The sequence below is a fragment of the Clostridium sp. LXY-7 genome, assembly GCF_056172015.1.
Map to the genome: position 1 here is coordinate 81272 of NZ_JBLLJL010000007.1, position 26324 is coordinate 107595.

Sequence of the window (26324 nt, forward strand, 5' to 3'; positions counted from 1 at the left end):
ATTATTCACCTTCCTCTAAGGAAATAGTTACTGTATCATTTATTTTCTGAAGCTGAGACTTAGTGAGAATAATTCTTTCCATTTCAGACGGTGCTAAATGTTTTCTTTTAAATCTTCCAATCTCTACTTCCCCACACCTAACAACTAACACCTTGTTGTGGTATATATTATTAACTCTCATGAAAATAGTTAGCTTATCTTCAACATTCTCTATATTTAACTTTTGAGGTACTGTGTAATTAATATTTTTTCCATTGATTATGTCTACATAGGTTCCTCTTTCCACTTTATTTTGTATATATTTAGCTGCTGATCTACCTGCATGCTTAGATTCTTCTGTTACAAAATCTACTAAATCATGTACGTGAACTACATTTCCACAAGCAAAAATCCCTTCTATAGAGGTTTCCATATTTTCATTTACTATAAGTCCATTAGTTCTTAAATCTTGCTTTATCCCAGTTTTAATAGAGAGTTCATTCTCAGGTATTAAACCTACAGATAATAACAAGGTATCACATTTAAACTCTATCTCTGTACCATTAATAGGTTTTCTACTCTCATCAACCTTGGCTATAATAACCTTTTGTAGCCTTCCATGTCCAACTATATCTATTACAGTATGGGATAGATATAATGGTATGTCATAATCTTCTAAACATTGAACTATATTTCTATTTAGTCCATTAGAGTAGGGCATAAGCTCTACTACAGCCTTAACTTTAGCTCCCTCTAAGGTCATTCTTCTTGCCATTATAAGCCCAATATCCCCTGAACCTAAAATAACTACTTCTTTCCCTGGCATATATCCTTCCATGTTTATATACCTTTGAGCTGCTCCTGCTGTAAATACTCCTGATGGTCTATCCCCTGGAATATTTATAGCTCCTCTTGTTCTTTCTCTACATCCCATAGCTAGTATTATAGATTTTGATTCTAAAATAATATATCCCTCATCAGAATTGATTGCATGAACAGTTTTATCTTCACTTATATCTAGTACCATAGTATTAAGCTTTACCTCTACTTTGGTACTATTTATCATATCAACAAATCTTTGAGCATATTCTGGACCTGTAAGCTCCTCTTTAAAGGTATGGAGTCCAAAGCCATTATGAATACACTGATTTAATATTCCTCCAAGTTCTCTATCTCTTTCTATAATTAATATTTTTTCAATTCCAGAGTTATAAGCTTCATATGCAGCAGCTAACCCAGCTGGACCACCACCAATTACTATTAAATCATACATGTTCACAAATTCCTCCTATTTCGCTTTTCCTACTAAAATGTAGGAATCATCCTTTTCCTGAACTACATCTTCCATTTTCATATTAAGCTCTCTCGCAATTATCTCTTGAACTCTTGGACCACAGAATCCTCCTTGACATCTTCCCATACCTGGTCTACATCTTCTTTTTACTCCATCTAAAGTAACTGTTCCAAAGGCTCTTTTTATGCTATCTACTATTTCACCTTCAGTTATACTCTCACACCTACATATTATTTTTCCATATCTACTATCTTTTTTTATAAGCTCTGCCTTTTCTTCTAAAGATAATTCTATAAAGTTAGTTTTATTTCTATATGGATTAAAATTATCTTTATGTTCTAATACTAGATCTGAGTTTCCTAATATATCAACTACATCTAAAGCTATAGCTGGTGCTGAAGATAATCCAGGAGACTTCATTCCAGCTACGTCTATAAAGCCTTTTACTTCTTTATCTTCTCCTACTATAAAATCACCACCATCTGGTATAGCTCGAAGACCTGCAAAACTTCTTATGCTCTCTCTAAAGTTAATCTTCTTTGTAGTAGTCATTGCTAGATCTCTAATATATTCTAAACCTTCTGAGGTGGTGCCTAAGAATTCTTTGTCATCTACATTCTCAGCATCTGGTCCAATAATCAAGTTGCCATGTACTGTTGGAGTAACCAAAACCCCTTTTCCAAATTTCGATGGACATTGAAACACAGTATGGCTAACTACTTGCCCCTGACTTTTATCCATTACAAAATATTGTCCTCTTCTAGGAGTTATTTTAAAATTTTCTTCACAAATCATATTGTGTATATTATCAGCATAGACTCCTGCAGCATTTACAACAAACCTGCTTTCTATAATTTCACCTTTAGATGTAGTAAGTTTAAAATTATCTTCTTTTTCAATGTTCACTATTTCAGAGGATAATCTAACTTCTCCACCATTTGTAACTCCATTTTCTATCAATGCAATTGTATATTCAAAAGGTCCTATTATTCCCCCTGTTGGAGCATATAATGCACCAACTACTTCTTCACTCAAATTTGGTTCTTTTTTAAGAACTTCCTCCCTATTTAAAACTTTTAAGTTCTTTACTCCAACTTTTACACCATTATCATATAGTTTTTTAATAGTCTCCATATTTTCTTCATTGAAACCTATAACTAAGGATCCATTTCTTTTAAAGGGAACATTTAATTCTTCACAAAGCTCCTCAAACATTTCATTTCCTTTAACATTATACTTTGCCATTAATGTTCCCTCTTTTGGATCATAACCTGCATGGATAATAGCTGAATTAGCCTTTGTGGTTCCCATAGAAACATCGTTCTCTTTATCTATTACAACTACTTTTAAGTTATATTTTGTTAATTCTCTAAAAATTGAAGCTCCAATAATCCCTGCCCCTATTATTGCTACATCATACATACTTATTCCTCCCAGTAGCGCAAAAAAGTCAAGCAGAAATAAGCTATAGTACCTAGCTCATTTGCGCTTGACTCTAATTCTCTTCGCACTTTTTATTTAATTTCTTAATATTATTATATTCCTTTGTTAAAGGATTGTCCATAAAATTATTAATCTTCTTCCCATCTCTTAACTCTTTCTACTGCTTTTTTCCAACCTAAATATAGTTTATTTTGCATATTTTCATCTAAATTAGGTTCAAAACTTCTACTCTCAAACCACTTTTCTGCAATTTCACTTTTACTGCTCCAAAAACCTACAGCAAGCCCAGCAAGATAGGCTGCACCTAAAGCTGTAGTTTCAGATATAATTGGCTTGGACACTTTTATTCCAATGATATCTGACTGAAACTGCATTAAAAAATTATTTCTACTAGCTCCTCCATCAACTTTTAAGTTTATAATATCACATCCAACATCTTCAATCATAGCCTCTAATACATCCCTTGACTGATATGCAATAGATTCTAATGCTGCTCTTATAATATGATTTTTATTAGCACCTCTGGTAAGTCCAAAAATTCCTCCTCTTGCATACATATCCCAATGGGGTGCTCCAAGCCCAACAAAGGCTGGAACTATATAAACTCCGCCATTATCCTTAACTAACCCCGCATAACGTTCTGTATCTGCAGCATCATTAATTAGTTCTAGTTCATCTCTTAGCCATTGAATAACTGCCCCTCCAACAAATACTGACCCCTCAAGTGCATATTGAACTTTTCCTTCTATTCCTACTGCAATCGTAGTTAAAAGTCCATTTTTACTTTTTATCATTTCATCTCCTGTATTCATAAGTAAAAAACAACCTGTACCATATGTATTTTTTGCACATCCTTTTTCAAAACAAGTTTGACCAAATAATGCGGCTTGTTGATCTCCTGCTATTCCTGCAATAGGTACTCTCACTCCACCTGTAGCTCCTAAGTTTGCATATCCATATATCTCTGAAGAGTTTTTAACTTCTGGAAGCATTGATTTTGGAATACCTAATCTATTTAATATCTTGTCATCCCACTTTAATTCCTTTATATTATAAAGCATAGTTCTTGAAGCATTTGTATAATCTGTTACATAGACCTTACCATTAGTTAATTTCCATACTAACCATGTATCTACAGTACCAAACAATAATTGACCCTTCTCTGCCTTTTCTCTAGCCCCTTCTACATTATCTAAAATCCATTTTATTTTGGTACCTGAAAAATAAGCATCAATTACGAGTCCAGTATTATCCTTTATGTAATCCTCCCAGCCTTCTGACTTTAACTCATCGCATATCTGCGCTGTTCTTCTGCATTGCCATACTATAGCATTATATATTGGTATTCCTGTTTCCTTATCCCATACAATAGTGGTTTCTCTTTGATTAGTTATTCCTATAGCAGCCACCTTTTCCTGGGTAATATTTGATTTTGCCATTACCTCCTGTAGTACAGCATACTGACTGCTCCATATCTCCATTGGATCATGTTCAATCCATCCCTCTTTAGGGTATATTTGAGTAAATTCTTTTTGGCTAACTCCTAATATATTCTGCTCCTTATCAAATATTATGGCTCTTGAACTTGTAGTTCCTTGGTCTAATGCTATTATATACTTTGTCATTTTCCCATCCCCTTCATAAGTACTTTTTTATTGAATTTAAGATACTATGTTTAAATATAACAAAAGCTACATAAGACTAGTTACCTAGTCTTATGTAGCTTATTTCTCTAATTCTCTTTATCTACATATTCCAAATATTCTTTTTTGTTGTCGACACACAGGTAGCTCCTGAATTTAATGCCATTATTACTTCTTCTTTGCTTTCTATTAAACCTCCTACAACTATAGGTTTAAATAGTTCTTTAGATAGTTTAGTTATTACTTTTGGAATAATTCCTGGTAATATTTCTATAGCATCACATTCTTTGATCAAATGCTTTTGTGCATTATTCATGGATAAAGTATCAAAAATAAATACCCTTTGTATTGCAATAAAGTTATATACCTTTGCTAACTTCACAACCTGAGGTTTAGTGCTTATTATACCTTTAAAGCTAGTTTCTTGCTTTAAATAATTTATAGCTATTTCTTTATTTGTAAGTCCATCTACTAAATCTATATGTATTATTCCTATCTTATTATTATTAGAAATTTTGCTACTAATTTCTTTTATATTAAGCAAGTTTCCAAATAGTACAAAGATAATATGAATTTCTGAATTTATAGCTTCCTCCAGTTCCTTAAAATCTTTAACTGCTGCTATAACAGGGTTATCCTCTAACAAATGAATAACATCCATCCTTTATTTCCCCTTATTTCAATATTAAAAATATTTTTATTACCATTATTACATTTTTGATTTATTTAGTCAAACAATTTAAATAAGTTTTTTAGTGGTTTATATAAGAAAATATGTAAAAAACACTGAACTGTTTCATAAAATAAAGGTAAATAAAATTTCAGGGAAGTGTCATTATATTACAGGTGTTTTTAATATATCAAATTTGCCATATATTTGGCTTTACTCAGTCAAACACGTTCTTTACCTGTGACATTAGACACCACTTCCCTGGCTTAAAAGGAGGATTTTCCGCTAACAAAGTTAGGATTTATCTACAACTTATAATTGTATTTTCTTAAATGAAGCACATGCTATAGCCTTTTATTTTTCTAATACTTTCCTATATTCTTCAATTTCTTTTTCACTTCCTAGAACAAAATGTTCTGGCTCTACTTCCACCCAATAAGGTATATTCTTATCATAATCATGGCAATCTGGATCATAAATTTCTAAGGTTTTATTTCTCTCTACTCTTGGATCTGGAACTGGTATTGCAGATAATAATGCCCTAGTATAAGGATGAAGTGGATGGGCAAAAAGCTTCTCTGTTTCTGCCAGCTCTACTATTCTTCCCTTATGAATTACTGCCAATCTATCTGTTATAAATCGTACTACTGCTAAATCATGGGCAACAAATAAATACGTTAATCCTTTTTCTTTTTGTAACTGAGAAAGTAGGTTCAGTACCTGGGCACGTATAGATACATCTAATGCTGAAATAGGCTCATCTGCAATAATTAGTTCCGGATCCATTACTAAAGCTCTTGCTATGCCTATACGCTGACGTTGTCCACCTGAAAATTCATGAGGAAATCTGCTAGCGAATTCAGGTAAAAGTCCAACATCTAAAAGTGCCTTTTCAACCCTTGCCTTTCTATCTGCTTCATCTTTATAATTTTTTATATTATACATTCCTTCTGAAACTATATAATCAACCTTAGCTCTTTCATTTAAAGATGCCATCGGGTCTTGGAATATCATTTGAATTTTCTTAGTTATCTCTTTATCTAAATGAGAATTAATTTTGCCGTTAATTTTTTCCCCCTTAAAAAATATATCTCCAGAGCTAGTTTCATTAATTCTAATAATAGCTCTACCTATAGTTGTCTTTCCTGAACCTGATTCTCCTACAAGTCCAAAAGTTTCTCCCTTGTATATGTTAAAACTAACATTATTTACAGCAACAAAAGGATTTCTTTTTTCTCCGAACTTTACACATATATCCTTTACTTCTAAAAGGACTTCTTTTTTCTTTTTACTCATATTACTCACTCCTCCATAGCTGTCTCATAGTTTGTATAGCTTTCGGGGGTTCCACCTTAGGTGCCCTTGGATCTAATAACCAAGTTTTTGCTTTATGAGTTGGACTCACATCAAAGTAAGGTGGTTTTTCTACGAAATCTACTTTCAATGCTTGAGGATTACGTGGTGCAAAAGCATCTCCCTTAATTTCATTAAATAGATTTGGAGGAGTTCCCTTGATTGAATATAATGATTCTCCTTTCACTCCTAGCTGAGGCAGTGAAGACAGTAATGCCCAAGTATATGGATGCTGTGGATTATAAAACACTTCTTCTGCAGTTCCAATTTCAACCACGTCACCTGCATACATAACAGCTATTCTATCTGCTACCTTTGCAACAACACCTAAGTCGTGTGTTATATATATAATAGTTAGTTTGTACTTTTCTTGTAATTTTTGTAATAACTTAAGTATTTGAGCCTGTATTGTTACATCTAACGCTGTAGTTGGTTCATCGCAGATAAGAATTTTAGGATTACAAGCTACACCTATAGCAATCACCACTCTCTGTCTCATCCCACCAGAAAATTCATGTGGATATTGATTATATCTTTGTTCTGGATTATGAATACCGACATCCTTTAAGATATCTATTACTACAGCTTTAGCTTCTTCACCTTTTAGTCCTTGGTGGAGTTCAACAGATTCTTGAACCTGTTTGCCTACAGTTTTTAATGGATTTAAGGAAGTCATCGGATCTTGAAATACCATAGCTATTTCTTTTCCTCTAATTTTAATCCAATCTTCTTCTTTTTTAAATTTAGCAATGTCATAATTACTATATTTAATGCTTCCTGAATCTATCCATCCATTCCCATCTAATAATCCCATAAATGACTTTGTGAATACAGATTTTCCTGAACCTGACTCTCCCACTATGGCTAAACTTTCTCCTTGTATTAAATCTATAGAAATACCTCTAATAGCCGTTAATGTCTTACCTCTAAGACTAAATTTTATTACTAAATCCTCAACTGAAAGAATAATATCATTTTCCATCTCTACACCTCCTAAACGTGATTGCGTGGATCTGCTGCATCTGCAAAAGAGTTACCCAACATATAGAAAGATATAGTAACTATAGATATAACTATTGCGGGGAAAATAAGCTGGTAACGTAAAGATGGCGACATCATTATCATTCTTCCTTCATTTATTAAGTTTCCTAATGAAGGTATATTCAAAGGCAATCCAAGTCCTATATAGGTCAAGAATACTTCATATCCAATAGCACTTGGTATAGCTAATGCTATCCTAAGCATAATTACTGATACCAAATAAGGTAACAAGTTTTTTAATATAACTCTAGAAGTAGGCGTTCCTAAACATCTTGATGCCAAATTATATTCTCTATCACGAATTACTATTATTTGATTACGTATAAATCTAGCCATTCCAACCCAACCCGTAATACACATAGCAAATATTAAAGTAAATAAGCTCGGTCTCATGATATATGCCAGTAATGTTAATAATATTACTACAGGAATATTGTCAATTAAATTATAAATTTGAGTTATAATCTTATCTAAACTCTTAACATATCCCCATAATGCTCCTACGATAATCCCTATTATGGCTTCAAATAATCCTGCCATTACTCCAATGAATAGTGATGTACGTGTTCCACTCCATATTCTAGACCATAAATCTTGTCCTATAGAGTTTGTACCAAACCAAAATTCTGAATTAGGCTTTACATTTCTATATTGCATGTTAGTTGCTTCATCGATGTATATCTTTGTAGGAAGTTTTTGATTTGGTAAATAGGGTTGAATTATTGTAAATACTACTATTGATACCATTAATATAAGTAGAAATACAGCTACCTTATTCTTTAAAAACACCTTCCAAGTTGATTGCCAATAAGAATAGTTTGAATATCCAGTACGTTCTGCATTAACCTCATCATAATCAGCTAATTGAAATAGAGCATCATCTATGGCCTCTATATCTTTATTAAACTTTATACTCATTATCTAGCACCTTCCTTTCGATTAAGCTTAATACGAGGATCAACTATAGCCATTCCTATATCGCCCAAAAATAAACCTATTATACTTAATGCTGAAAAAATTAAAACAAGTGCTTGAACTAATGGATTATCCTGCCTTGAAATAGCATCTATTAATAATCCGCCCATGCCAGGTATTGAGTATAATGATTCTATATAAAATGATCCCATTATCGTTAATAATATAGATGAAGGGAAATATTGAACCATAGGAATAATTGCATTTCTCATAACATGTTTAAACATAATTTCTGTATTTTTCATTCCTTTAGCTCTAGCTAGTCTTATATAATCTTTATTTAATTCATCTACCATATATCTACGCATCCACATAGCATAACCTGCAATACTACCTAGTGACATTGATATTACTGGTAAAATCCAACTTGCTGGTTTATCCTTACTGAATAATATTGGAAAATTAAATGCTCCTGTAGCATATAGTTGTATAAATAAAAAGTATACCGCTGCAGGTACAGCATTTATAAATACTATGTAACCCGTCCCTATTTTATCCCAAAATTTTCCTTTACTCTTAGCCATCATTACTCCTAATGGCAATCCACACAAAAGAGAAATTGCTATTGCTCCTAGTCCAAAACATAGAGAGTATGGTATTTTATCCTTAATAATTTCTGATACTGGAACCTGTGGACGATACTTTATAGAAGTTCCTAAATCTCCATGGGCTAAATCACTGTAAAATCTACCAAGTTGTATATGCATTGGATCTCTAAGTCCCATATTGGTGAGCATGGTTTCTCTTTGAGTCTCACTTAATTTATCATAATTATTAAAATATCCTTCTTCTGGCATTAACCTCATAAGCATAAATACTACAGTAATTACTAGGAATAATGTAAATGCAGATTGTAATAATTTTTTACCCAAGTACCTTAACACTATATCAGCTCCCTTATTTATCTTACTTTAATGATTTAATAAGCAAGAGCTATATCTATAACTCTTGCTCAAAATCACAATATCTATTTAATACTTATTTACTTGCAGCCTTTAGAGCTTCTGCACGCTCTTTATTCCATTCTTCAAGTTTTTGATTATAAGTTTCAGTATTCATTGGCTTATCCAAGATTTTCTGACCTTTATACTTACTATCAGAAACTCCGAAAGGAGCATATTGAGATGTAAATGGATCTACTCTAGATGCTATATATCCTCCATTAAAAACTCCTATTCCAAATGGAATAATGAAGGCCTCATTAATTAGGAAGGCTTCAGCATTTGCAAATCCTGTATAACGTTTCTCAAGATCAAGAACTTGAGTTTTTGCTGCATCTACCATATTTTCATATTTATTTTTTCCGTTAGCTTCTGCATAACCAGTTGCTAACTCCGGCTTATTATACGTTCCACCAGATATAAATGGATCCGTATAGGTTTGAGGATCTGCATAGTCAGGGCCCCAATTACACTCCATCATGGCGTAGTTACCAGCACGTCTTGTTTCTTTTAAGAAACCTGTTGGTTGATGAGGTAATAAAACTATATCTATATAGTCTGCTCCTAGTGCTTTTTCCATCTGCTGCTCTATAACTTGCGCACGATTTGTCCACTCAGTAATGCCTGTTTGATAAGGCATCAAAACCTTTACTGGGAAGGTAGCTTTTCCTTTTAATTCTTCCATAGCCTCAGCTTTATAATCTAAAGCTGACTTAGTATCGAAACTATCTCTATTAGCTATTTCTTTTAAATCTCCAAGTTGAGTATAATCTGTTCCCTCTAAGTTAACAAAATCCTTTGGAGTAACAGTGTTAGAAATAAGTCTTTCTGGTCCATAAGGCTCCGCAGTTACCATAGCAGCCTTTCTATCTAGTGCATGAAATAACGATTGTCTGAAATTAGCGTTATTAACAACAACTTTCCAATTTTCTGGCTCATATTCTGGTGCAAACTTTGGATCAAAGTTAAGTGCATAGAAATATGCGTAGAATCCTGGTTTAGTCGGTCTAATTTGTTCCTTTTTCTCAGCATTACCCATCCATTCATCTAATGAAGATGATGGTATTCCACTATATGATATTTCTCCACGTAGAAATAATTCAGGTGATAATGTTGTAGCTTCTTTATTGTAGTTATAAGTTAATTTCTTTATAAATACTTGGTCTTTATCCCAATATTGATCATTAGCTGCAAATACTCTTTTACTTTGTGGCTCATAAGTCTCTAATATATATGCTCCATTATAAAGCAAATTTGTATTATCTGTACCAAACCTATCTCCAGCTGCCTGCAAAAACTCACCATTAACTGGCATGAAGCAAACATATGTTACCATTGATAGGAAATATGGTGTTGGTTGATTTAATGTATACTCTACTGTATATTGATCTTTAGCTTTAATTCCAACTTGTTCAAAATCAGTAATTTCTTTATTATAGTATGCTTCTGCATTTTTAAGAACACTATAAGCAATTTGTGCAGTTTCTGAATTGTTATCAGAATTTAAAACATATTTCATTCCATCCACGAAATCTTGAGCTACAACTTCTGCATATTCAGACTTATCATTTTTTAACCACTTTACCCCTTTACGTAGGTTAAAAGTCCATGTCAATCCATCAGGTGATACATTCCAGGATTCTGCTAAGCCTGGTTGAACCACACCGTATTTGTCATATTCCACTAAACAATCAACTAAGTTTGCAACTGCCTCAAATTCATCTGTACTTGCTGTCACTAGATAGTTCAGTGTTGTATACTCCCCTGAATAAACACGTGTATACTCTTGTACAGCTTCAGTTTTTGAATCTTTGCCGCATCCAGTTAATAATAGTCCTAATGTAAAAATCGGTACCATTATTAAAGATAAAAGCTTTTTCATAATAATCCTCCTTAAACACACATATATTAATATCCTTAATTAGCATTAACATGCTAATGAGAATCCTGTATTATTGCATCAAAATGCAACTTTATAATCATATTATGCAAAATTATTCTAAATATAGAGTCCTTATGAAAATTTTATGAATATTAAGAATATTTTAACTAGCGCAAGTTTATTTTGTATAACTTGTTACTATTTTGGTATATAATCTTTATTTTTAAATTTTTTGTAACTAGATAATTAATTATATTTATTATAGTACAACCAGTTATAGAATGTAAATACATAAATTGGTTTTAATCAAATTAATTATTTTTTCACTTAATTGAAATTCATAAGCTCTTATATTTAATATTTTTTTGTATTATAATAATTATTATAATTACTATTTAGGTAAAAATTGCATATTTATTCACATGAATTGAAATTAACTTCATATACTTTTATCTCTATTACAATTATATTTATCAGTATTCTGATTATGAATTAACTATATATTTGATAATCAAAAATTTTTTCCGAAATGGAGGATAATTAATATGATCAACGATAATTTAATACTTAATAACTCATATGAAGATTTCAAAGAAGGTTCCTTCAAAAACACAGAATTTTCAGAGTATAATTCCGGAATAGCTCTTCTGCTTAATGATATCGGTTATGAAAATACAGGTACCTATATTTCAAAAATTATAAACACTCCTGAATTTGAATATGGTGTTCTTTCTTGGAATGCACTTACTCCTCGTAATACAAAAATTCAACTCTATGGAAAAGTTTTAGTTGACAATGTTTGGAGTAGTTGGCTTTCCTGGGGTACTTGGACTACAACTGGAGATAGATATAGTCTTGCCCCCCATGAATCCTGTGATAATATAGCTTCTGTTAGTACAGACACTTTAATGGTTAAAGGGGATAACAAGGTTGCAACTGCCTTCCAATACAAAATACATTTGATTTCTGAAGATAATGAAAGTAGTCCTGTAATTAAACTTGTATCCTTTAGTATTAGAAATACCTTACCAAATAAAACTATTATAAAGGTATATGATAATGAAGTTGGTGCTAAGAATTTAGATGCTCAGAATAAAATCCTTTCCGTTTATAATTATTCACAAATGACTAAAGATCCAAAAATAGCAGGTGTTATGTGTAGTGCTACAAGTTCCTCTATGGTACTAAAATATCATGGTGTTGATATTGCTCCTGAAGAAGTGGCTTGGAATGTCTATGATTCTGTATATGAAGGCTTTGGAAATTGGCCCTTTAATACCGCTTTTATCTCAACCTTTGGATTAACTGCATATATTGACTACTTCAACTCAGTTGATGATTTAAAGAGAGAAATCTTAAATGGAAACCCTGTAATTGTTAGTGTACGATATAAACATCCTAACTGTGATAAGGATCTTCCTATAATTACAAATGCGCCTTGTAATTACACTTTTGGACATATTATTGTTGTTAAAGGTTTTACAAAGGAAGATGGAAAAGATTATATTGTAGTAAATGATCCTGCTGCAAGGGATGAGAGTGGAGTTTCTTTAAAATATGATATAGATGAATTCATTAATGCTTGGGGTTCTAAGATTGCCTACGTAGTCCATAATGATCATAAAGTTAGCTCTCTAGTTAAAAGAATACCTGTAAATATGAAACCAACAGGTAACACAAAGATGATAGATTGTAAAATGTATAATGAATATAACATTTTTCATTATAATAAATTCATTGATGTCTCTAATAAAAATGCCCTAACTATAATGTATAAAACGTCTTCAGCCGATATATTTAATAAATACATTGAACCAACAGAAAGTTCTTCTATTTTAATCCCCAGTGTTGACTTTAGTGAGGATATATTTAACTTTAGATTCATATGTAAAAATTCAAAGATTTATTTTTGCACCTGTGAATTTTAATCATTCTTAATTCATTGGCTTTGGTTTAAACGATTATTGATTTTAGAACTATATTAAAACAAATCCAATTCATTAAATAATTTGCATTCTATTTTGAAATAGGCTACCTCAAAATAATTAAAAAATTATTTTAAGATAGCCTATTTATTACATATTTATGGTTTTCTTTAAAACTACCGCTTTTATTGCATCATAAGATATACCATTAGGAAGCTTTTCCTTTATTGGTTTTAACTTTCCACATCCTACTTCTTCTATAACCTCTAGTATTAATCTTTCTTCTTCTTCAGTAAAAATATTATCAAATTTCATATTGAAATCAAGTTCATTCCCTTCACTTACATACTGTTGGATATGTGAAAACACAGTAGTTATGGCTAATTCTCTTGCTGAAGCAACCTCTTGTAAATCTCCAGTAGCTTTAAGCATATCTATAGTTTGTAAATGTGATTTCTTCTTTTCTACATTATTATTACTTAATTTGGACTTTCTATCTCTACTCGAACTTTCTGTTGTTTTTTGTATAGAAGTATTTGAGTTTTTAAAGCTCCATTGTACTTCAATACTATTCTCATCTACGTATTTATTAATTTCACTTAAAAACACATCCCCATATTTCTCAAGTTTAACTTCACCAACTCCGCTTATATCTAAAAACTGCTCCCTATTTACTGGCATTCTTGTACTTAGTTCTTTCAAGGTATTGTCTCCAAATACAACATAAGGAGGTACCCTTTCCTCCGTAGCTATAGAAGCTCTAAGAGACCTTAATGATTCAAATAAGTCATTGCTCTTAAATACATTAGTAACTTGTCTAGCTTCTTTAAACAATATTTTTTCATTTCCCTTAAGTATGTCTATAGACTTATTATTAATCCTTGCCACAGGATATTCTCCTATATAATCTAAATATCCATGGGAGATTAAAGTATTTATAAACTCTTTTAATTCCTCTTTAGAGTAATCTTTCATTATTCCATAAGTAGACAAGTTATTAAAACTTAACTCTTTTATCTTTTTATTTTCTGACCCTCTTAACACATCTACTAATACTCCTATACCGAAAGGTCTTTGCATCTTATAAACACAGGATAATACCTTTTGAGCATCAATCGTTTTATCTATAACTTCCCCTTCTTTATTGCAATTACTACAATTGTTACAATCCTCTTCAAGATTCTCGCCAAAGTAATTTAAAATGTACTTTCTATAACAATCATTTGAATAAATCATATCTGTCATAGTTTTAAGCTTTGATAACTCATTTAGCTTTCTCTCAGGATTTATAGTCCCAATATCTATGATGTATTTTTGTGTCTGAACATCTCCCGGAGAAAATAACATTATACATTCACTATCTTCCCCATCTCTCCCTGCTCTTCCAATCTCCTGATAGTAACTCTCTATATTTTTAGGCATATTGTAGTGTATAACATATCTTATATTCGGTTTGTCAATTCCCATACCAAAGGCATTGGTAGCTACCATCACATCAATTTTATCATAAACAAAATTCTCTTGATTTATTTTTCTCTCTTCGTCGCTTAACCCAGCATGATATCTAGCTACAGATATATTATTCCCCTGTAGAATTTCGTAGATAGCATCAACTTCTTTCCTCGTTGCTGCATATACTATTCCTCCCACATCTTTATTCTCATTTATGAAATTCATCAAATATTGCTTCTTATTTACGCCCTTTTCAATCACTAGTTTTAGATTACTTCTATCAAATCCCGATATAAATACTTTAGAACTTCTTAAATCTAATAATTTAACTATATCATCCTTAACTTCTTCAGTAGCAGTGGCTGTAAAAGCAGACACTACTGGTCTATGCTTTAATATGCTTATAAATCTACTAATGTACTTATAGCTACTTCTAAACTCATGTCCCCATTGAGAAACACAGTGTGCTTCATCTACAGCTACCTGCGATATATGTATATTAGAAATTAGATTTATAAAATCTGATGCCTCCAATCTCTCTGGCGCTACATATAAAAGCTTTATCTCTCCTGCTTCAACTTTTTGAAATATATGTCGAATTTCTATATTACTTAAAGATGAATTGATATATGCAGCTTGAATCCCAATATTATTAATGGCATCAACCTGATCCTTCATTAAAGATATTAATGGAGAAATAACTACAGTGATACCTTCAAATATTATAGCTGGTATCTGATAGCAAATTGATTTCCCTCCACCTGTTGGCATTATTGCAACCACATCATTACCACTTAATATCTCATCTATTATTTTTTCTTGGCCTCTTCTGAAAGAACTATAGCCATAGTAATTATTTAATACTTCTAGTGCTTTATTTGACATATCAAACCTCTCTTAAAATCTATTGTAAAAAGCAGTCTTCTCTGACTGCTTTTTTAAATATTGTCCATATTAACACAATTATATCACATGATTTATACTTTTCTTGAAAATAATTTATTGATTTTATATTTATTAAAATTATATAAATACATTAATATAATAAACACTTTTAAATTTATAGCTATAGAAGTATAATAAATCATAGTTTGAAAAAAATAAAATATTACAAAGTATATAAAATTAGGAGAGATCAATATGAATTTAAATAGAAATGATTTATGCTGGTGTGGGAGTGGCTTAAAATACAAAAAATGTCATAGTAACTTTGATGAGAAATTAGAACATTTAAATATGCAAGGTCTTCAGGTTCCACCAAGAAATATTATTAAAAATCAGGACCAACTTGAAGGTATAAGAAATAGTTCCAAAATTAATAATGCAGTTCTTGATTTAGTAGCTGAAAATATAAAAGAAGGCATGAGCACCGAAGAGATTGACAAATTAGTTCACAATTACACTGTGTCACAAGGTGCAATTCCTGCAACACTTAATTTTGAAGGATACCCTAAAAGTGTATGTACTTCAATAAATGATGAGGTATGCCATGGTATTCCTAGTGAGAATATAATTCTTAGGAATGGAGACATCATAAATGTAGATGTGTCAACTATATTAAATGGGTACTATTCAGATGCTTCAAGGATGTTTATGATTGGTGAAGTCAGTGAAGAAGCAAGAAAGTTAGTGGAAGTTTCAAGGGAGTGCCTATATAAAGGTATAGAAGCAGTAAAGCCTTGGGGATTCTTAGATGATATAGGTGCAGCCATTCAAGAGCATGCTGAGAAACATGGATACTCAGTGGTAAAAGATTTTGGCGGACATGGTATTGGGCTTGAATTCCACGAAGACCCTTTTGTAGCCCACTACGGTAAAAGAGGAGAAGGAATGATTTTAGTTCCTGGTATGGTATTTACCATTGAACCTATGATAAATATAGGGTCCTCTGAAATAGTAATAGATGCCGATGATGACTGGACAGTGTTCACAGAGGACGGCTCATTATCTTCACAGTGGGAACATACAATACTAGTAACAGAAGATGGCATAGAGATACTCAGTAAGTAGTTTAATTCAAATGCAAAATTTATTATAAAATTTCTTATAGAGAAGACTTTCTATATAAACTTTAATTACAGTTCTTTGATAAAATTAAAATAATACTTACTTCATATGAACTAAAAACCCCATTAACTGGATACAACTAAAGACGTTGTACACTTCAATTAATGGGGCAATTTTTTATTCTTTATTTCTTAACAACTTATTTGTAGAACTCTTGAGTTGCATAAACCTTGTCTCCTATTTTATAAACTCCTACACCAATATCAGTAAAGTTAGTTGATAAAATATTTTGTCTATGTCCCTGTGAATTCATCCAGTTAGTCATAAATTGATTTGCTAATTCATTTGGATCAGACATTCCACCTATATAGGCAATGTTTTCTCCCCAAGCTCTATAACTAACTCCATCCTTTTCCATTTGAGCTGTTATAAGATTTCCCTCTGGGTTCTTATGATCAAAGTATCCTCTATCTCCCATATCCTGAGATTTTATTCTAGCATACTTTTCCATAGTACCATTATGTACTAATGCTGATACTCCAGCTTTAGCTCTTTCTTCATTTACTTTTTGTAGTATCATAGATTCTACCTGAGCCATGAATTTATCACTTTCACTTGGTTTTTCTGGCGTTTCCGTAGCTGGTGGTGTTTCTACTACAGGAGGTGTTTCCACAACTGGTGGTGTTTCTACATCTGGAGCGTTATTCTCCGTTTCTTCTCCCACAGTTCCTCCATTATCACATTGATTATCTTCAGGTTTAACTTCATTATCCGGGCAATTTTCAGGTTTATTACTATCTACCTTACCTTGAGTACACTGTTTAAGATTATTTAAAATATCTTGGATATTTTCAGATCCAACATTATTAAATGACCCTACTTTATTACTCATTTTATTACCCTGAGATTTTAATGATTTGGAAAGCTTGTCCATGTTTTGATTAACAGCAATATTTTGTTTAGCACAATCTTGTCCCACATTAGATACTCCCGAAGCATAGGCTGTAGTTCCTACACCCCCTAATAATGTAGCTAGTAATGACATTGCAATTAGTTTCTTTTTCATCTGTACCACTCCTTTTATTTTTTCGAATCCTTAATTGAATTCAATATTTTATTAGTTAAAGTACTTTTTACTTTCCCTAATGCCGTCACATAAATTTATATCATAATTTTCTCACCTTTATTAGGTTAAATGATTTCTATAAATTGATATATACCACTCTAAAAGAATCATAATCCTTATATGTAAATAAAATACTTATGTTAATTTGATGCTATTACTTGCTTCCACATCATTTGCCAATATATTCATTGGCTATAATTACTAGGTATAATTTAAAACTATTTTGCTTCATATATTACTTTTTAACTTTATAAATAATATTTTAACTATTTTACTAGCAAATTTTTAACTAAAGAAATAAATCCTAAGATAACAATTATTTTCTCTCACTATTAATCTAAAATAAATTAGAGGAGGGATTTTCCCTCCTCTAATTTTATATTAATTTTCTAGACTATATTAAAATATAGTCATTCTTTTTATCTATAAGATGTTTTTAACGCCTCTTTTAAAATCCTTGGTTGCTTTTTATAAGGAGTTACTGGACATATCTTTTTATTTTTTACATTAAATAGAGTATATATAGCAATTCTTGCTGCACGTACAGAATATTCTTCAGTAAATACCATGTCTTCTGGAATTTCAACAAACTGGCTAATCATAGCAAAGTTTGTTGAACCTTTTGGTACAACTTGTGGACGATCAGTCATCTTACGGGGTTGGAACTGTGCATCTATATAAGGCATCATATATGGAATGACGTTTACTACAGTTTCCATGATTTCATCAATCTGATCTTCCATGTGCAAATGATGTAGAAGTTCTATTAATAATTCTTCACCAGTACAATCACGCATTGGTTTCTTCACATAGTCACCAATTTTATCTGTATATAATCCATAACCCCAGAAAATAGTAGTATCTAGTGGTTGATTTTTAAAGTGAGGCTGAGCTGCAACAACAATACTCATTAACCAACTAGAATCTTTAAATGTCATTAAAGCTCCACTACCAGGAATATTAGTAGAGTATTTTTCAATTAGTTTTAGAAGTTTATTACCTTTACAAGTTACAGTGAAGCTTTCCCAGTTAGTTTCTTCTGGATGTCCAAAGAATGGCTCTGGATCACCTAGCCCTGGTTTCTTTTTAGCCACTTTTCTCCAAAGTTCACTAGAGATTGGTTTCTCTGGATTATACTCTGCTGGTGTATACATATCACCTAGAGTTGCGCTATCAGTCATACATCCATTTGTCATAATGCAAACATCTCCAGAATTTAATGTAATAACTCTTTCAGCTTCATTTTCTTCTAGATGTATAGTAGTTACTGTAATACCTTCTCCTGATTTAAAATCTAAATCAGTTACTGTTGCATTGATACTAAAATCAACATTAAAACTATCTAGATAAGCTTTTAATGGAAGGATAACAGACTCATATTGATTGTAAGCTGTACGTGTAACACCCTCCAATGTTTCAATACGAGAAAATTCAAAAATCATACGTTCCATATAGCGTTTAAATTCAAATAAACTAGACCATTTTTGGAACGCAAATGTTGTCTGCCACATATACCAGAAGTTAGTTTCAAAGAAATGTGGAGTATTACTAAACCATTCTTGAATAGTCATATTGTCTAACTTTTCTTCTGGAGTAATCATTAATTTACCAAGTGCCATACGATCAGCATTATTAAAGCCCATGCTAGTTACATCTTGAATAACCCCATATTTATCCACTAAACGTGCTTGTGCATGAGTTGGATGTAAGTGATCGAAATTTAGAATTTCTTCAGTAACACTTTTATTTGGTAAATCTAAAGATGGAATATTTGAAAATAACTCCCAAAAATTCTCATAAGTTTCTTCATTTAACATTCTACCGCCACGGCATACAAATCCATTTTTTACATCACCCGCACCATCATTACTACCACCAAGAATTTTCATTCCTTCGATAATATGAATGTTCTCTCCTTTGAAGTTACAGTCCCTTATAAGATAAGCTGCACCAGCTAAAGAAGCTAAGCCACCTCCAACAAAATAGACTTGTGTATCTTCATTATTTTCATATGTAATTGAGCTTGTTAATGTGTTTGCTTTATTTTTAAGTTTCTTTGCACCTATAGAGGCTACAGTTACTACTCCAGCTATTGCACCTAATGCAATCAATGGATTTATACTACTTTTCTTTGTTTTTTTACTCATATAACCATCCTCAACTTTCTGTTTAAATTTCTATTTAAATTTCTTACTTTCTATCATAGTTTAAAGCAGATCAATTGTAATTATACAATCTTGAGTATCTGTCTAAATTTTATGATATTTTCACTTGTAGTGTTCCCTATTTCTCTTTTAAATTCCAATGAAAAAACACTTATTCCTCAATTGAATAAGTGCTTAAACATTTAATATATTATTATTTATCCCAATAGACAGGACGAACTAATGACATTGGCAACCTTGTATCAGAGTCTCCCTTAGCGGCATTAATCTGAGATTGCGTAATAAATATACTATTTGTAAGGTTAGCTCCTCTTATATCAGCATCTCTCAAATCAGCTCCAATAAGGTCTGCTCCACTTAAGTCAACCCCTCTAAGGTCTGCTGCAATAAGAAATGCTCCTCTCAAGTCTTCTCCTGTTAGATTGATTTTTCTAAGATCTGAACCAATAAAATTTAACCTTCCAGCAATTGTCTTCTTACGTTTCAAAGTAGTCTTTTGTCCTCTACGAGCTTTAGTTTGCACAAGTTCACTAGTTTTAAAAAGTAGAGCATTAACATTACTTCTGTGTGCTACTAAGTCCAGCTCTATGAGAGAATCAGCATCTAGATTAGTAAGCCGTACCGTTTCACTTATCATGTAACTAATTTCCTCTTGGATAATACTATCATATTGTATCCTAAATGCTTCTGTTAGGTACCATAACATTTCATGAAGTTGCCTCATAACCAAAAATACATCAAACATTTGCTTTGCAGTTTTTGGGTTTCTTCTCCAATCGTGTCCATCATATGTAACTTGAGCAACTTTTTGGCCTGCTCCAAAGCAGTCATAAGCAGTACATCCTTTAAGACCCTTTTGCCTAAGATTTTTGTGAACGGTACATCTAAAATCAGATTGTAAATTTATACAAGGGTTACCGGCATCCTTGTCCGTTGGAAAACCTTCAGAAGCAGAAAAATACAATGCAACACAGCAAAATCCGAAACACTTTTGACAGTCAACTCTTAGATCATCATGTAATTCTTTATCATATTTAGCTCCATTTTTATATGTCATATTTAACCTCTCTTAAACTATTCATAATTTTAACACCTAAATTATATCATAGGTATCACATTAAATTCCTGTATATATTAATATGATCTTTTCATTCACCACTTGTAAACTCTCTACTTATAATAAATTTATCTTACCTTACTTATTTGTGATATGATTCTTCGTATCAGTAGCAAGTGATAGCACTTCTTTAATTGCTCAAAACATTTAAAGTTCTTCTATCCGCTCATAAGTGGACTCAATTTTCTTCTTCTTAATATTTCATTAAGTTACCATTAATATTAACTTCTATTTTATACCTTTAAATACATAATATATTAGATTTTTTATAAAAGCCTCGTCTATCATATCCCCTGTTATTAATAATCTATAGAATAATGGGCCAAAAATTAAATCCATAACTAATTCTATATCCAAATCTTCCTTTAGTTCTCCTCTTGAAATTCCACGTTCTAAAATAAATCGTGAATCAAGTCTACGGGGCTTAAAATATATTGTGCGATAGGCTTCAGCTATCTTTTGATCAAATTGACCTTCTGCTATTATCTCATTAATTACCTTACCCTCTCGACTAATTAGAAATTTTGCTAAATTATTTACTTGAATTATCATATCATTAATAGTTGATCCTGTATCAGGTATTGGAAGCCTCACAACAGCAGCATCAAAAAAGGCGTCCATAACAACAGCAGCTTTGTTGTGCCACCATTTGTAAATAGTAGCTTTACTAACACCAGCTCTTTCAGCAATCTTCTCAATTGTAACACCTCCAAAACCATTTTCAAGCAATAGCTCATATGCAGCGGAAAGAATGGCCTCCTTAGTTTTTTCGCTACGCGGACGTCCCAATTTTTTCTCCATTATAATTACCTCCATTATATTTAATTTGTAATAATAGACTTAATAAACTATACGTATATTATACTATACATTTTTTTGTTTTGAAAATAAAAAAACTATTTACAATACTAAACGTTTAGTATATTATATATTTATAAACTAAACGTTCAGTATCATCAAATATATAGGAGGAAAAATCAATGAAAGTTGCAGTTTTTAACGGAAGTCCCAATAAAGAGGGTAATACTTATCATGGAATAAAAATAGTTGTTGACGAACTCGAAAAAGAAGGAATAAAAACAGAAATAATTCACGTGGGGAATAAATCTATTAGAGGATGTATTGCTTGTGGATATTGTACAAAAAATAAAAATGGAAAATGTGCTATTACTACTGATCCAGTTAATGATTGGGTCGAAAAAATGAAAAATGCCGACGGAATAATCTTAGGATCACCAGTACACTATTCAGCAATTGCTGGAACAATGAAGTCATTTTTAGATAGAGCTTTTCGTGTGGCAGAAGCCAATGATAGTATGTTAAGACATAAGGTTGGAGTGGCAGTAGTAGCAGTAAGACGTACAGGTGGAATTCCAACCTTCGATCAGTTAAATAATTACATTAATCATTCTGAAATGCTTATCCCTACTTCAAACTATTGGAACATAATTAATGGAAGATTACCAGGTGAGGCAATGCAGGACGAAGAAGGAATACAAATAATGAGGATATTAGGTAAGAATATGGCTTGGCTTATGAGACTTGTTGAAAATGGACAAGGAATTATCAAAAATCCAGAAATGGAAGAAAAGATTTTTACTAATTTTATTCGATAAATTTTTATTTTTCCTATCCATTAGATAATTTTTGCTACCATTTAGAATAGATTTTTTATCACTTATAATAATACATTTATTCAATTAAATGTATTATTATAATCTAAGGAAGTGCTTTATAAATGTATCAATCAGATAATGAGGTTATAAAAACAAATCCATCAATAAGTAATCTTGAAGATAAACCCATATTGACTAATTTATTAATTTTAGTTATGTCCATAGCTTGTGGACTTACTGTTGCAAATTTATATTATATCCAGCCCCTCTTAGCTGATATAGCAAAAACCTTTCATGTCAACCAATTAAGCATAAGTTTTGCAGCTATTCTTACACAAATAGGTTATGCAATTGGAATGATATTTATCTTGCCTTTGGGAGATATAAAAGAAAAGAGAAAATTAATAGTAATAATGCTTTTATGCTCAATAATCTCCCTAATGAGTATGTTCTTCTCTTCAAATATATATGTTCTGATAATTTCTTCCTTTGCTGTTGGACTTACTTCTATTATTCCTCAACTTATTATCCCTTTAGCAGCACAACTATCAAATCCGCAGCAAAGAGGGCAAACTATTGGTACAATAATGAGTGGCTTATTAATTGGAATATTACTTTCCCGTACAATCAGCGGCATCTTAGGCAGCTACTTTGGCTGGAGAGCAGTTTATCTAATTGCAGCGATTATGATGCTTACTCTCATGCTTATTCTTAGGAAGTTGATACCCTTATGCGAACCTATATCAGACATTAAATATACTCAACTATTAAAATCAATGATACACTTAGTAAAAACTGAACCAATTTTAAAAGAAGTCTCTATTAATGGTGCTTTAATGTTTTCAGCTTTTAGTGCCTTTTGGACATCCCTCATATTTTTACTTGAAAGTTCTCATTACAATATGGGAGCTGAAGCAGCAGGTTTATTTGGATTAGTCGGCATTAGTGGTGCTCTTGCTGCCCCAATAGTTGGAAAAATAGCTGACAAAAGAGGTTCAAGATTTACTATAGGTATATGTATAATCATAGTTACAATTGCCTATTTATTCTTCTCTCTATTTGGCTTTAAAATTTGGGGACTTATTTTAGGAATTATTCTTCTAGATTTAGGAGTACAATCCTGTAATGTTTCTAATCAGGCAAGAATACATTCCTTAAACGAAAAAACACGTAATAGACTTAATACTATTTATATGGTCAACTTTTTTCTTGGAGGAGCATTAGGTTCCTTTTTAGGTCCATATAGCTATTCTCATTTTGGGTGGTATGGAGTTTGCACTTTTGGATTAGCAACTCAAATCATAGCGATTATTCTACACAAGGCTAGAAAAAATGCATAAGATATACTTTTATAAATTTAAGTTTTAAATGAAGATTGCTCACTTTGCTCCTACCTGAAGCAATCTCCAAGGAATATCTTATATAATTGTAGATGATAAAAATATACTAAACAAAACTATTAAACTTACTATTGAAAAACTAGCAAGCAATGAGTTATTAAATAAAAGATTTCATCACTATATTCAATCTTATCATAATGAAGGAATTGACACTGTTTTACGAGGAGCACCTTGTCTTATTTTAGTAACTGCTGATGTAAATCTTACACGATGAAAAGAAAATTCTATTTTTCATTAGCATATCTGGAATTATACTTCATATACATTTTGAATTTATCCAAATCAAAGCTTCGCCTTTGACTTCTACGGTTTAACCACTTAAATAGTGCCTTCTTTATTTCCAGACAAAACCGACTTATCATATATGAATTATCCGTAATTCCATAGTATTGATAATGTCCATTAATCTTTTGCTTTGTTAAATCAAATATATCTCTTATATGAAGCTTGTTCCTAACCGATTTAACCCATTGATTAAATTCCTTTACCTTTGATCTGAATTTCTTTTTACTTGTTTTTCGCTTAACTCTAAACTTTCCATTTCTACTTTTACCACAATAATGAGTGAATCCTAGAAAATTGAATGTTTCTGCTCTTTTGTATCCCATCTTCTTTCTGTTTTCTTCTGCAAATCTTTCAAACAATATTAACTTAGATTTACTCTTTTCGATTTCAAGATTAAATTTTCTGAGTCTATGTAGAAGGAGCCTACAGAAATTTCTGGCTTCGCCTTCGTATTGAAAACAGCATACAAAATCATAAGCATATCTTACAATTTCAGCTTCACCTTTAAAATCTCTCTTTATTACTTTCTCAAACCATAAATCTAGTGCATAATGCAAATATATATTTGCTAGAGTTGGTGAAATTATTGAGCCTTGTGGAGTACCTAGTTCCGTTGCTTCCGCAACACCATTTCCAATTATATTGTTTAGTCTTTTAATTGCAGTACGACAGTTGTTATTCGGTCTGAATCCATATGGAAATTCCATAAAATCTGCTTCATATATAGCTTGCGGTATTTTATTTAGTCCCATTTGCACTATTTTATCTATAAATAGTTACCTATTTATATCCATGACTCGCTACTGAATGATTTGACTTCATCTTTTCAGAATGGATTTCCACCATTTAAATTACACAACCTTGCTCAGACGCACCGGTTCTCCGTATCAATTGAAAGTGAGGTTTTTACATTAAATTCTAGTAGAACATTAAGTGTAGTAGTTGTATGATTATTTCTGTTACAATCTTATTAAAATATATTCTGATGAATCATAAACTAAAGAATCACCCTGACCGCCATCAGAGTGATTCTAATAGTATAAAGTTTGCTAATACTTAATTTAATAACTTTTTCGCTATTACTCTTTTAAAATGTCATAGTTCTTCTATTTATATCATTTATTGTTTTATAATTATATTCTTACATCCCACTTTGATAAAGTAAATATACATTATTTTATATTGATTTCATAGTATTTATACAATTTATTTATATCTGAACTAGACAATATACCCATGCTATTTTTAATATGACTTTCTTCCCAATTCCACCATTTCATTTCAAGTAACATATCTATCTTATCTTTATTAAATCTTTCTTTTATATGTTTTGCAGGATTTCCCCCTACAACAGTATAAGGATCCACATCTTTTGTAACTACTGATCTAGATGCAATTATTGCACCATCTCCAATTGTAATTCCTGGCATAATCATTGCTTCTGTACCAATCCATACGTCATTACCTATAATTGTATCTCCTTTGGGCTTATATGAATCTAGCAACTTATCTTTAAATGGGTATACAGTTATCCAGTTCGGGTTATGATTGTTATTTCCTCCCATCATAAATATTACCCCGCTAGCAATACAACAATACTTACCTATTTTTATTCTATCTAAAGTCCATCCATAGTCTTCTATAGGATTATACATTTCTTTAGATTTTTCATCGCCCCATATATATCTTACACATATATTTTCAAAATCTCCACCTGCGTAATATCCTGAATAATAAGTGTATTCTCCAACTTCAATTAAGGGATTTTTTATTGTATCCTTTAAATATTTTATCTCTGTCCAATGATTAAATGTATTATTCATCTTGTCCTCCTAAATTTAATCTTTTAAATATCCCTTAACTTAATTCACACTGCCACATTCCTTAACTTTCTAATTCTCTTTACCATTCTAAGATACTTCCTTAAATTTTATTATTTCTTATATGTAAGTGAATCCGTGTCAATATTTTAGACATAAATAATTAAAGTACGCTCTATTTTTTTTCATA

20 protein-coding genes are annotated in these 26324 nt (G+C 31.5%); 4 read left to right on the forward strand and 16 right to left on the reverse strand.

Features of this window, described 5'->3' with window-relative positions; all coding sequences use genetic code 11:
• Position 1: 1 nt before the first annotated feature.
• The 9 genes from ACI48Q_RS19195 to ACI48Q_RS19235 form a co-directional block, all read right to left on the reverse strand.
• On the reverse strand, positions 2-1252 hold the full coding sequence (locus ACI48Q_RS19195; protein ID WP_474920829.1) for an NAD(P)/FAD-dependent oxidoreductase: 1251 nt from the start codon (positions 1250-1252) through the stop codon (positions 2-4).
• 15 nt (positions 1253-1267) lie between these two features.
• The gene (locus tag ACI48Q_RS19200; protein WP_474920733.1) at positions 1268-2695 is read right to left on the reverse strand and encodes an FAD-dependent oxidoreductase; all 1428 of its coding nucleotides are present in this window, start codon (positions 2693-2695) and stop codon (positions 1268-1270) included.
• A gap of 149 nt (positions 2696-2844) precedes the next feature.
• The gene (gene glpK / locus ACI48Q_RS19205; RefSeq protein ID WP_474920734.1) at positions 2845-4341 is read right to left on the reverse strand and encodes a glycerol kinase GlpK; all 1497 of its coding nucleotides are present in this window, start codon (positions 4339-4341) and stop codon (positions 2845-2847) included.
• A gap of 121 nt (positions 4342-4462) precedes the next feature.
• Entirely contained in the window at positions 4463-5020 is a 558-nt protein-coding gene (locus ACI48Q_RS19210; protein ID WP_474920735.1) for a glycerol-3-phosphate responsive antiterminator, read from the reverse strand.
• A 363-nt stretch (positions 5021-5383) separates the two neighbouring features.
• A complete protein-coding gene (locus tag ACI48Q_RS19215) occupies positions 5384-6325 on the reverse strand; it encodes an ATP-binding cassette domain-containing protein (protein ID WP_474920736.1) in 942 nt (313 codons plus the stop codon).
• Position 6326: 1 nt separating this feature from the next.
• Complete coding sequence (locus tag ACI48Q_RS19220; protein ID WP_474920737.1) at positions 6327-7364, reverse strand: ABC transporter ATP-binding protein; 1038 nt, start codon at positions 7362-7364, stop codon at positions 6327-6329.
• Between the two features lie 11 nt (positions 7365-7375).
• Positions 7376-8341 (reverse strand): ABC transporter permease, encoded by a 966-nt coding sequence (locus ACI48Q_RS19225; RefSeq protein WP_474920738.1) that lies wholly within the window; start codon positions 8339-8341, stop codon positions 7376-7378.
• Complete coding sequence (locus ACI48Q_RS19230; RefSeq protein WP_474920739.1) at positions 8341-9282, reverse strand: ABC transporter permease; 942 nt, start codon at positions 9280-9282, stop codon at positions 8341-8343. Before ACI48Q_RS19230 ends, ACI48Q_RS19225 begins: the two co-directional genes overlap by 1 nt.
• A gap of 94 nt (positions 9283-9376) precedes the next feature.
• Positions 9377-11221: a peptide ABC transporter substrate-binding protein gene (locus ACI48Q_RS19235; RefSeq protein WP_474920740.1), complete on the reverse strand. Its 1845-nt coding sequence runs from the start codon at positions 11219-11221 to the stop codon at positions 9377-9379.
• 545 nt (positions 11222-11766) lie between these two features.
• Between ACI48Q_RS19235 and ACI48Q_RS19240 the strand changes: the two genes are divergently transcribed.
• Positions 11767-13149 carry a peptidase C39 family protein gene (locus tag ACI48Q_RS19240; protein WP_474920741.1) on the forward strand — a complete coding sequence of 461 codons (1383 nt, stop codon included), beginning with the start codon at positions 11767-11769 and terminating at the stop codon, positions 13147-13149.
• 147 nt (positions 13150-13296) lie between these two features.
• Here the strand turns inward: ACI48Q_RS19240 and recQ are convergent, their stop codons facing one another.
• Positions 13297-15483 carry a DNA helicase RecQ gene (gene recQ, locus ACI48Q_RS19245; RefSeq protein WP_474920742.1) on the reverse strand — a complete coding sequence of 729 codons (2187 nt, stop codon included), beginning with the start codon at positions 15481-15483 and terminating at the stop codon, positions 13297-13299.
• Positions 15484-15738: 255 nt separating this feature from the next.
• Here recQ and ACI48Q_RS19250 point away from each other — a divergent pair, with 255 nt between their 5' ends.
• Positions 15739-16608 carry a methionyl aminopeptidase gene (locus ACI48Q_RS19250; protein WP_474920743.1) on the forward strand — a complete coding sequence of 290 codons (870 nt, stop codon included), beginning with the start codon at positions 15739-15741 and terminating at the stop codon, positions 16606-16608.
• A gap of 196 nt (positions 16609-16804) precedes the next feature.
• On the opposite strand, the gene ACI48Q_RS19255 is transcribed toward ACI48Q_RS19250, so the two are convergent.
• The 4 genes from ACI48Q_RS19255 to ACI48Q_RS19270 form a co-directional block, all read right to left on the reverse strand.
• On the reverse strand, positions 16805-17671 hold the full coding sequence (locus tag ACI48Q_RS19255) for a CAP domain-containing protein (RefSeq protein ID WP_474920744.1): 867 nt from the start codon (positions 17669-17671) through the stop codon (positions 16805-16807).
• Positions 17672-18150: 479 nt separating this feature from the next.
• The gene (locus ACI48Q_RS19260; RefSeq protein WP_474920745.1) at positions 18151-19878 is read right to left on the reverse strand and encodes an oleate hydratase; all 1728 of its coding nucleotides are present in this window, start codon (positions 19876-19878) and stop codon (positions 18151-18153) included.
• 211 nt (positions 19879-20089) lie between these two features.
• The gene (locus ACI48Q_RS19265) at positions 20090-20953 is read right to left on the reverse strand and encodes a pentapeptide repeat-containing protein (protein ID WP_474920746.1); all 864 of its coding nucleotides are present in this window, start codon (positions 20951-20953) and stop codon (positions 20090-20092) included.
• Positions 20954-21241: 288 nt separating this feature from the next.
• Positions 21242-21814 carry a TetR/AcrR family transcriptional regulator gene (locus ACI48Q_RS19270; RefSeq protein WP_474920747.1) on the reverse strand — a complete coding sequence of 191 codons (573 nt, stop codon included), beginning with the start codon at positions 21812-21814 and terminating at the stop codon, positions 21242-21244.
• Between the two features lie 179 nt (positions 21815-21993).
• On the opposite strand from ACI48Q_RS19270, the gene ACI48Q_RS19275 reads away from it, so the two are divergent.
• Positions 21994-22629 (forward strand): flavodoxin family protein, encoded by a 636-nt coding sequence (locus ACI48Q_RS19275; RefSeq protein ID WP_474920748.1) that lies wholly within the window; start codon positions 21994-21996, stop codon positions 22627-22629.
• A 122-nt stretch (positions 22630-22751) separates the two neighbouring features.
• Positions 22752-23969, forward strand: a complete 1218-nt coding sequence (locus ACI48Q_RS19280; protein WP_474920749.1) for an MFS transporter — start codon at positions 22752-22754, stop codon at positions 23967-23969.
• A gap of 284 nt (positions 23970-24253) precedes the next feature.
• Here ACI48Q_RS19280 and ACI48Q_RS19285 read toward each other — a convergent pair whose 3' ends face one another.
• On the reverse strand, positions 24254-25066 hold the full coding sequence (locus tag ACI48Q_RS19285; RefSeq protein ID WP_474920750.1) for a reverse transcriptase domain-containing protein: 813 nt from the start codon (positions 25064-25066) through the stop codon (positions 24254-24256).
• Positions 25067-25486: 420 nt separating this feature from the next.
• Positions 25487-26137: a CatB-related O-acetyltransferase gene (locus ACI48Q_RS19290; RefSeq protein ID WP_474920751.1), complete on the reverse strand. Its 651-nt coding sequence runs from the start codon at positions 26135-26137 to the stop codon at positions 25487-25489.
• Positions 26138-26324 lie beyond the last annotated feature (187 nt).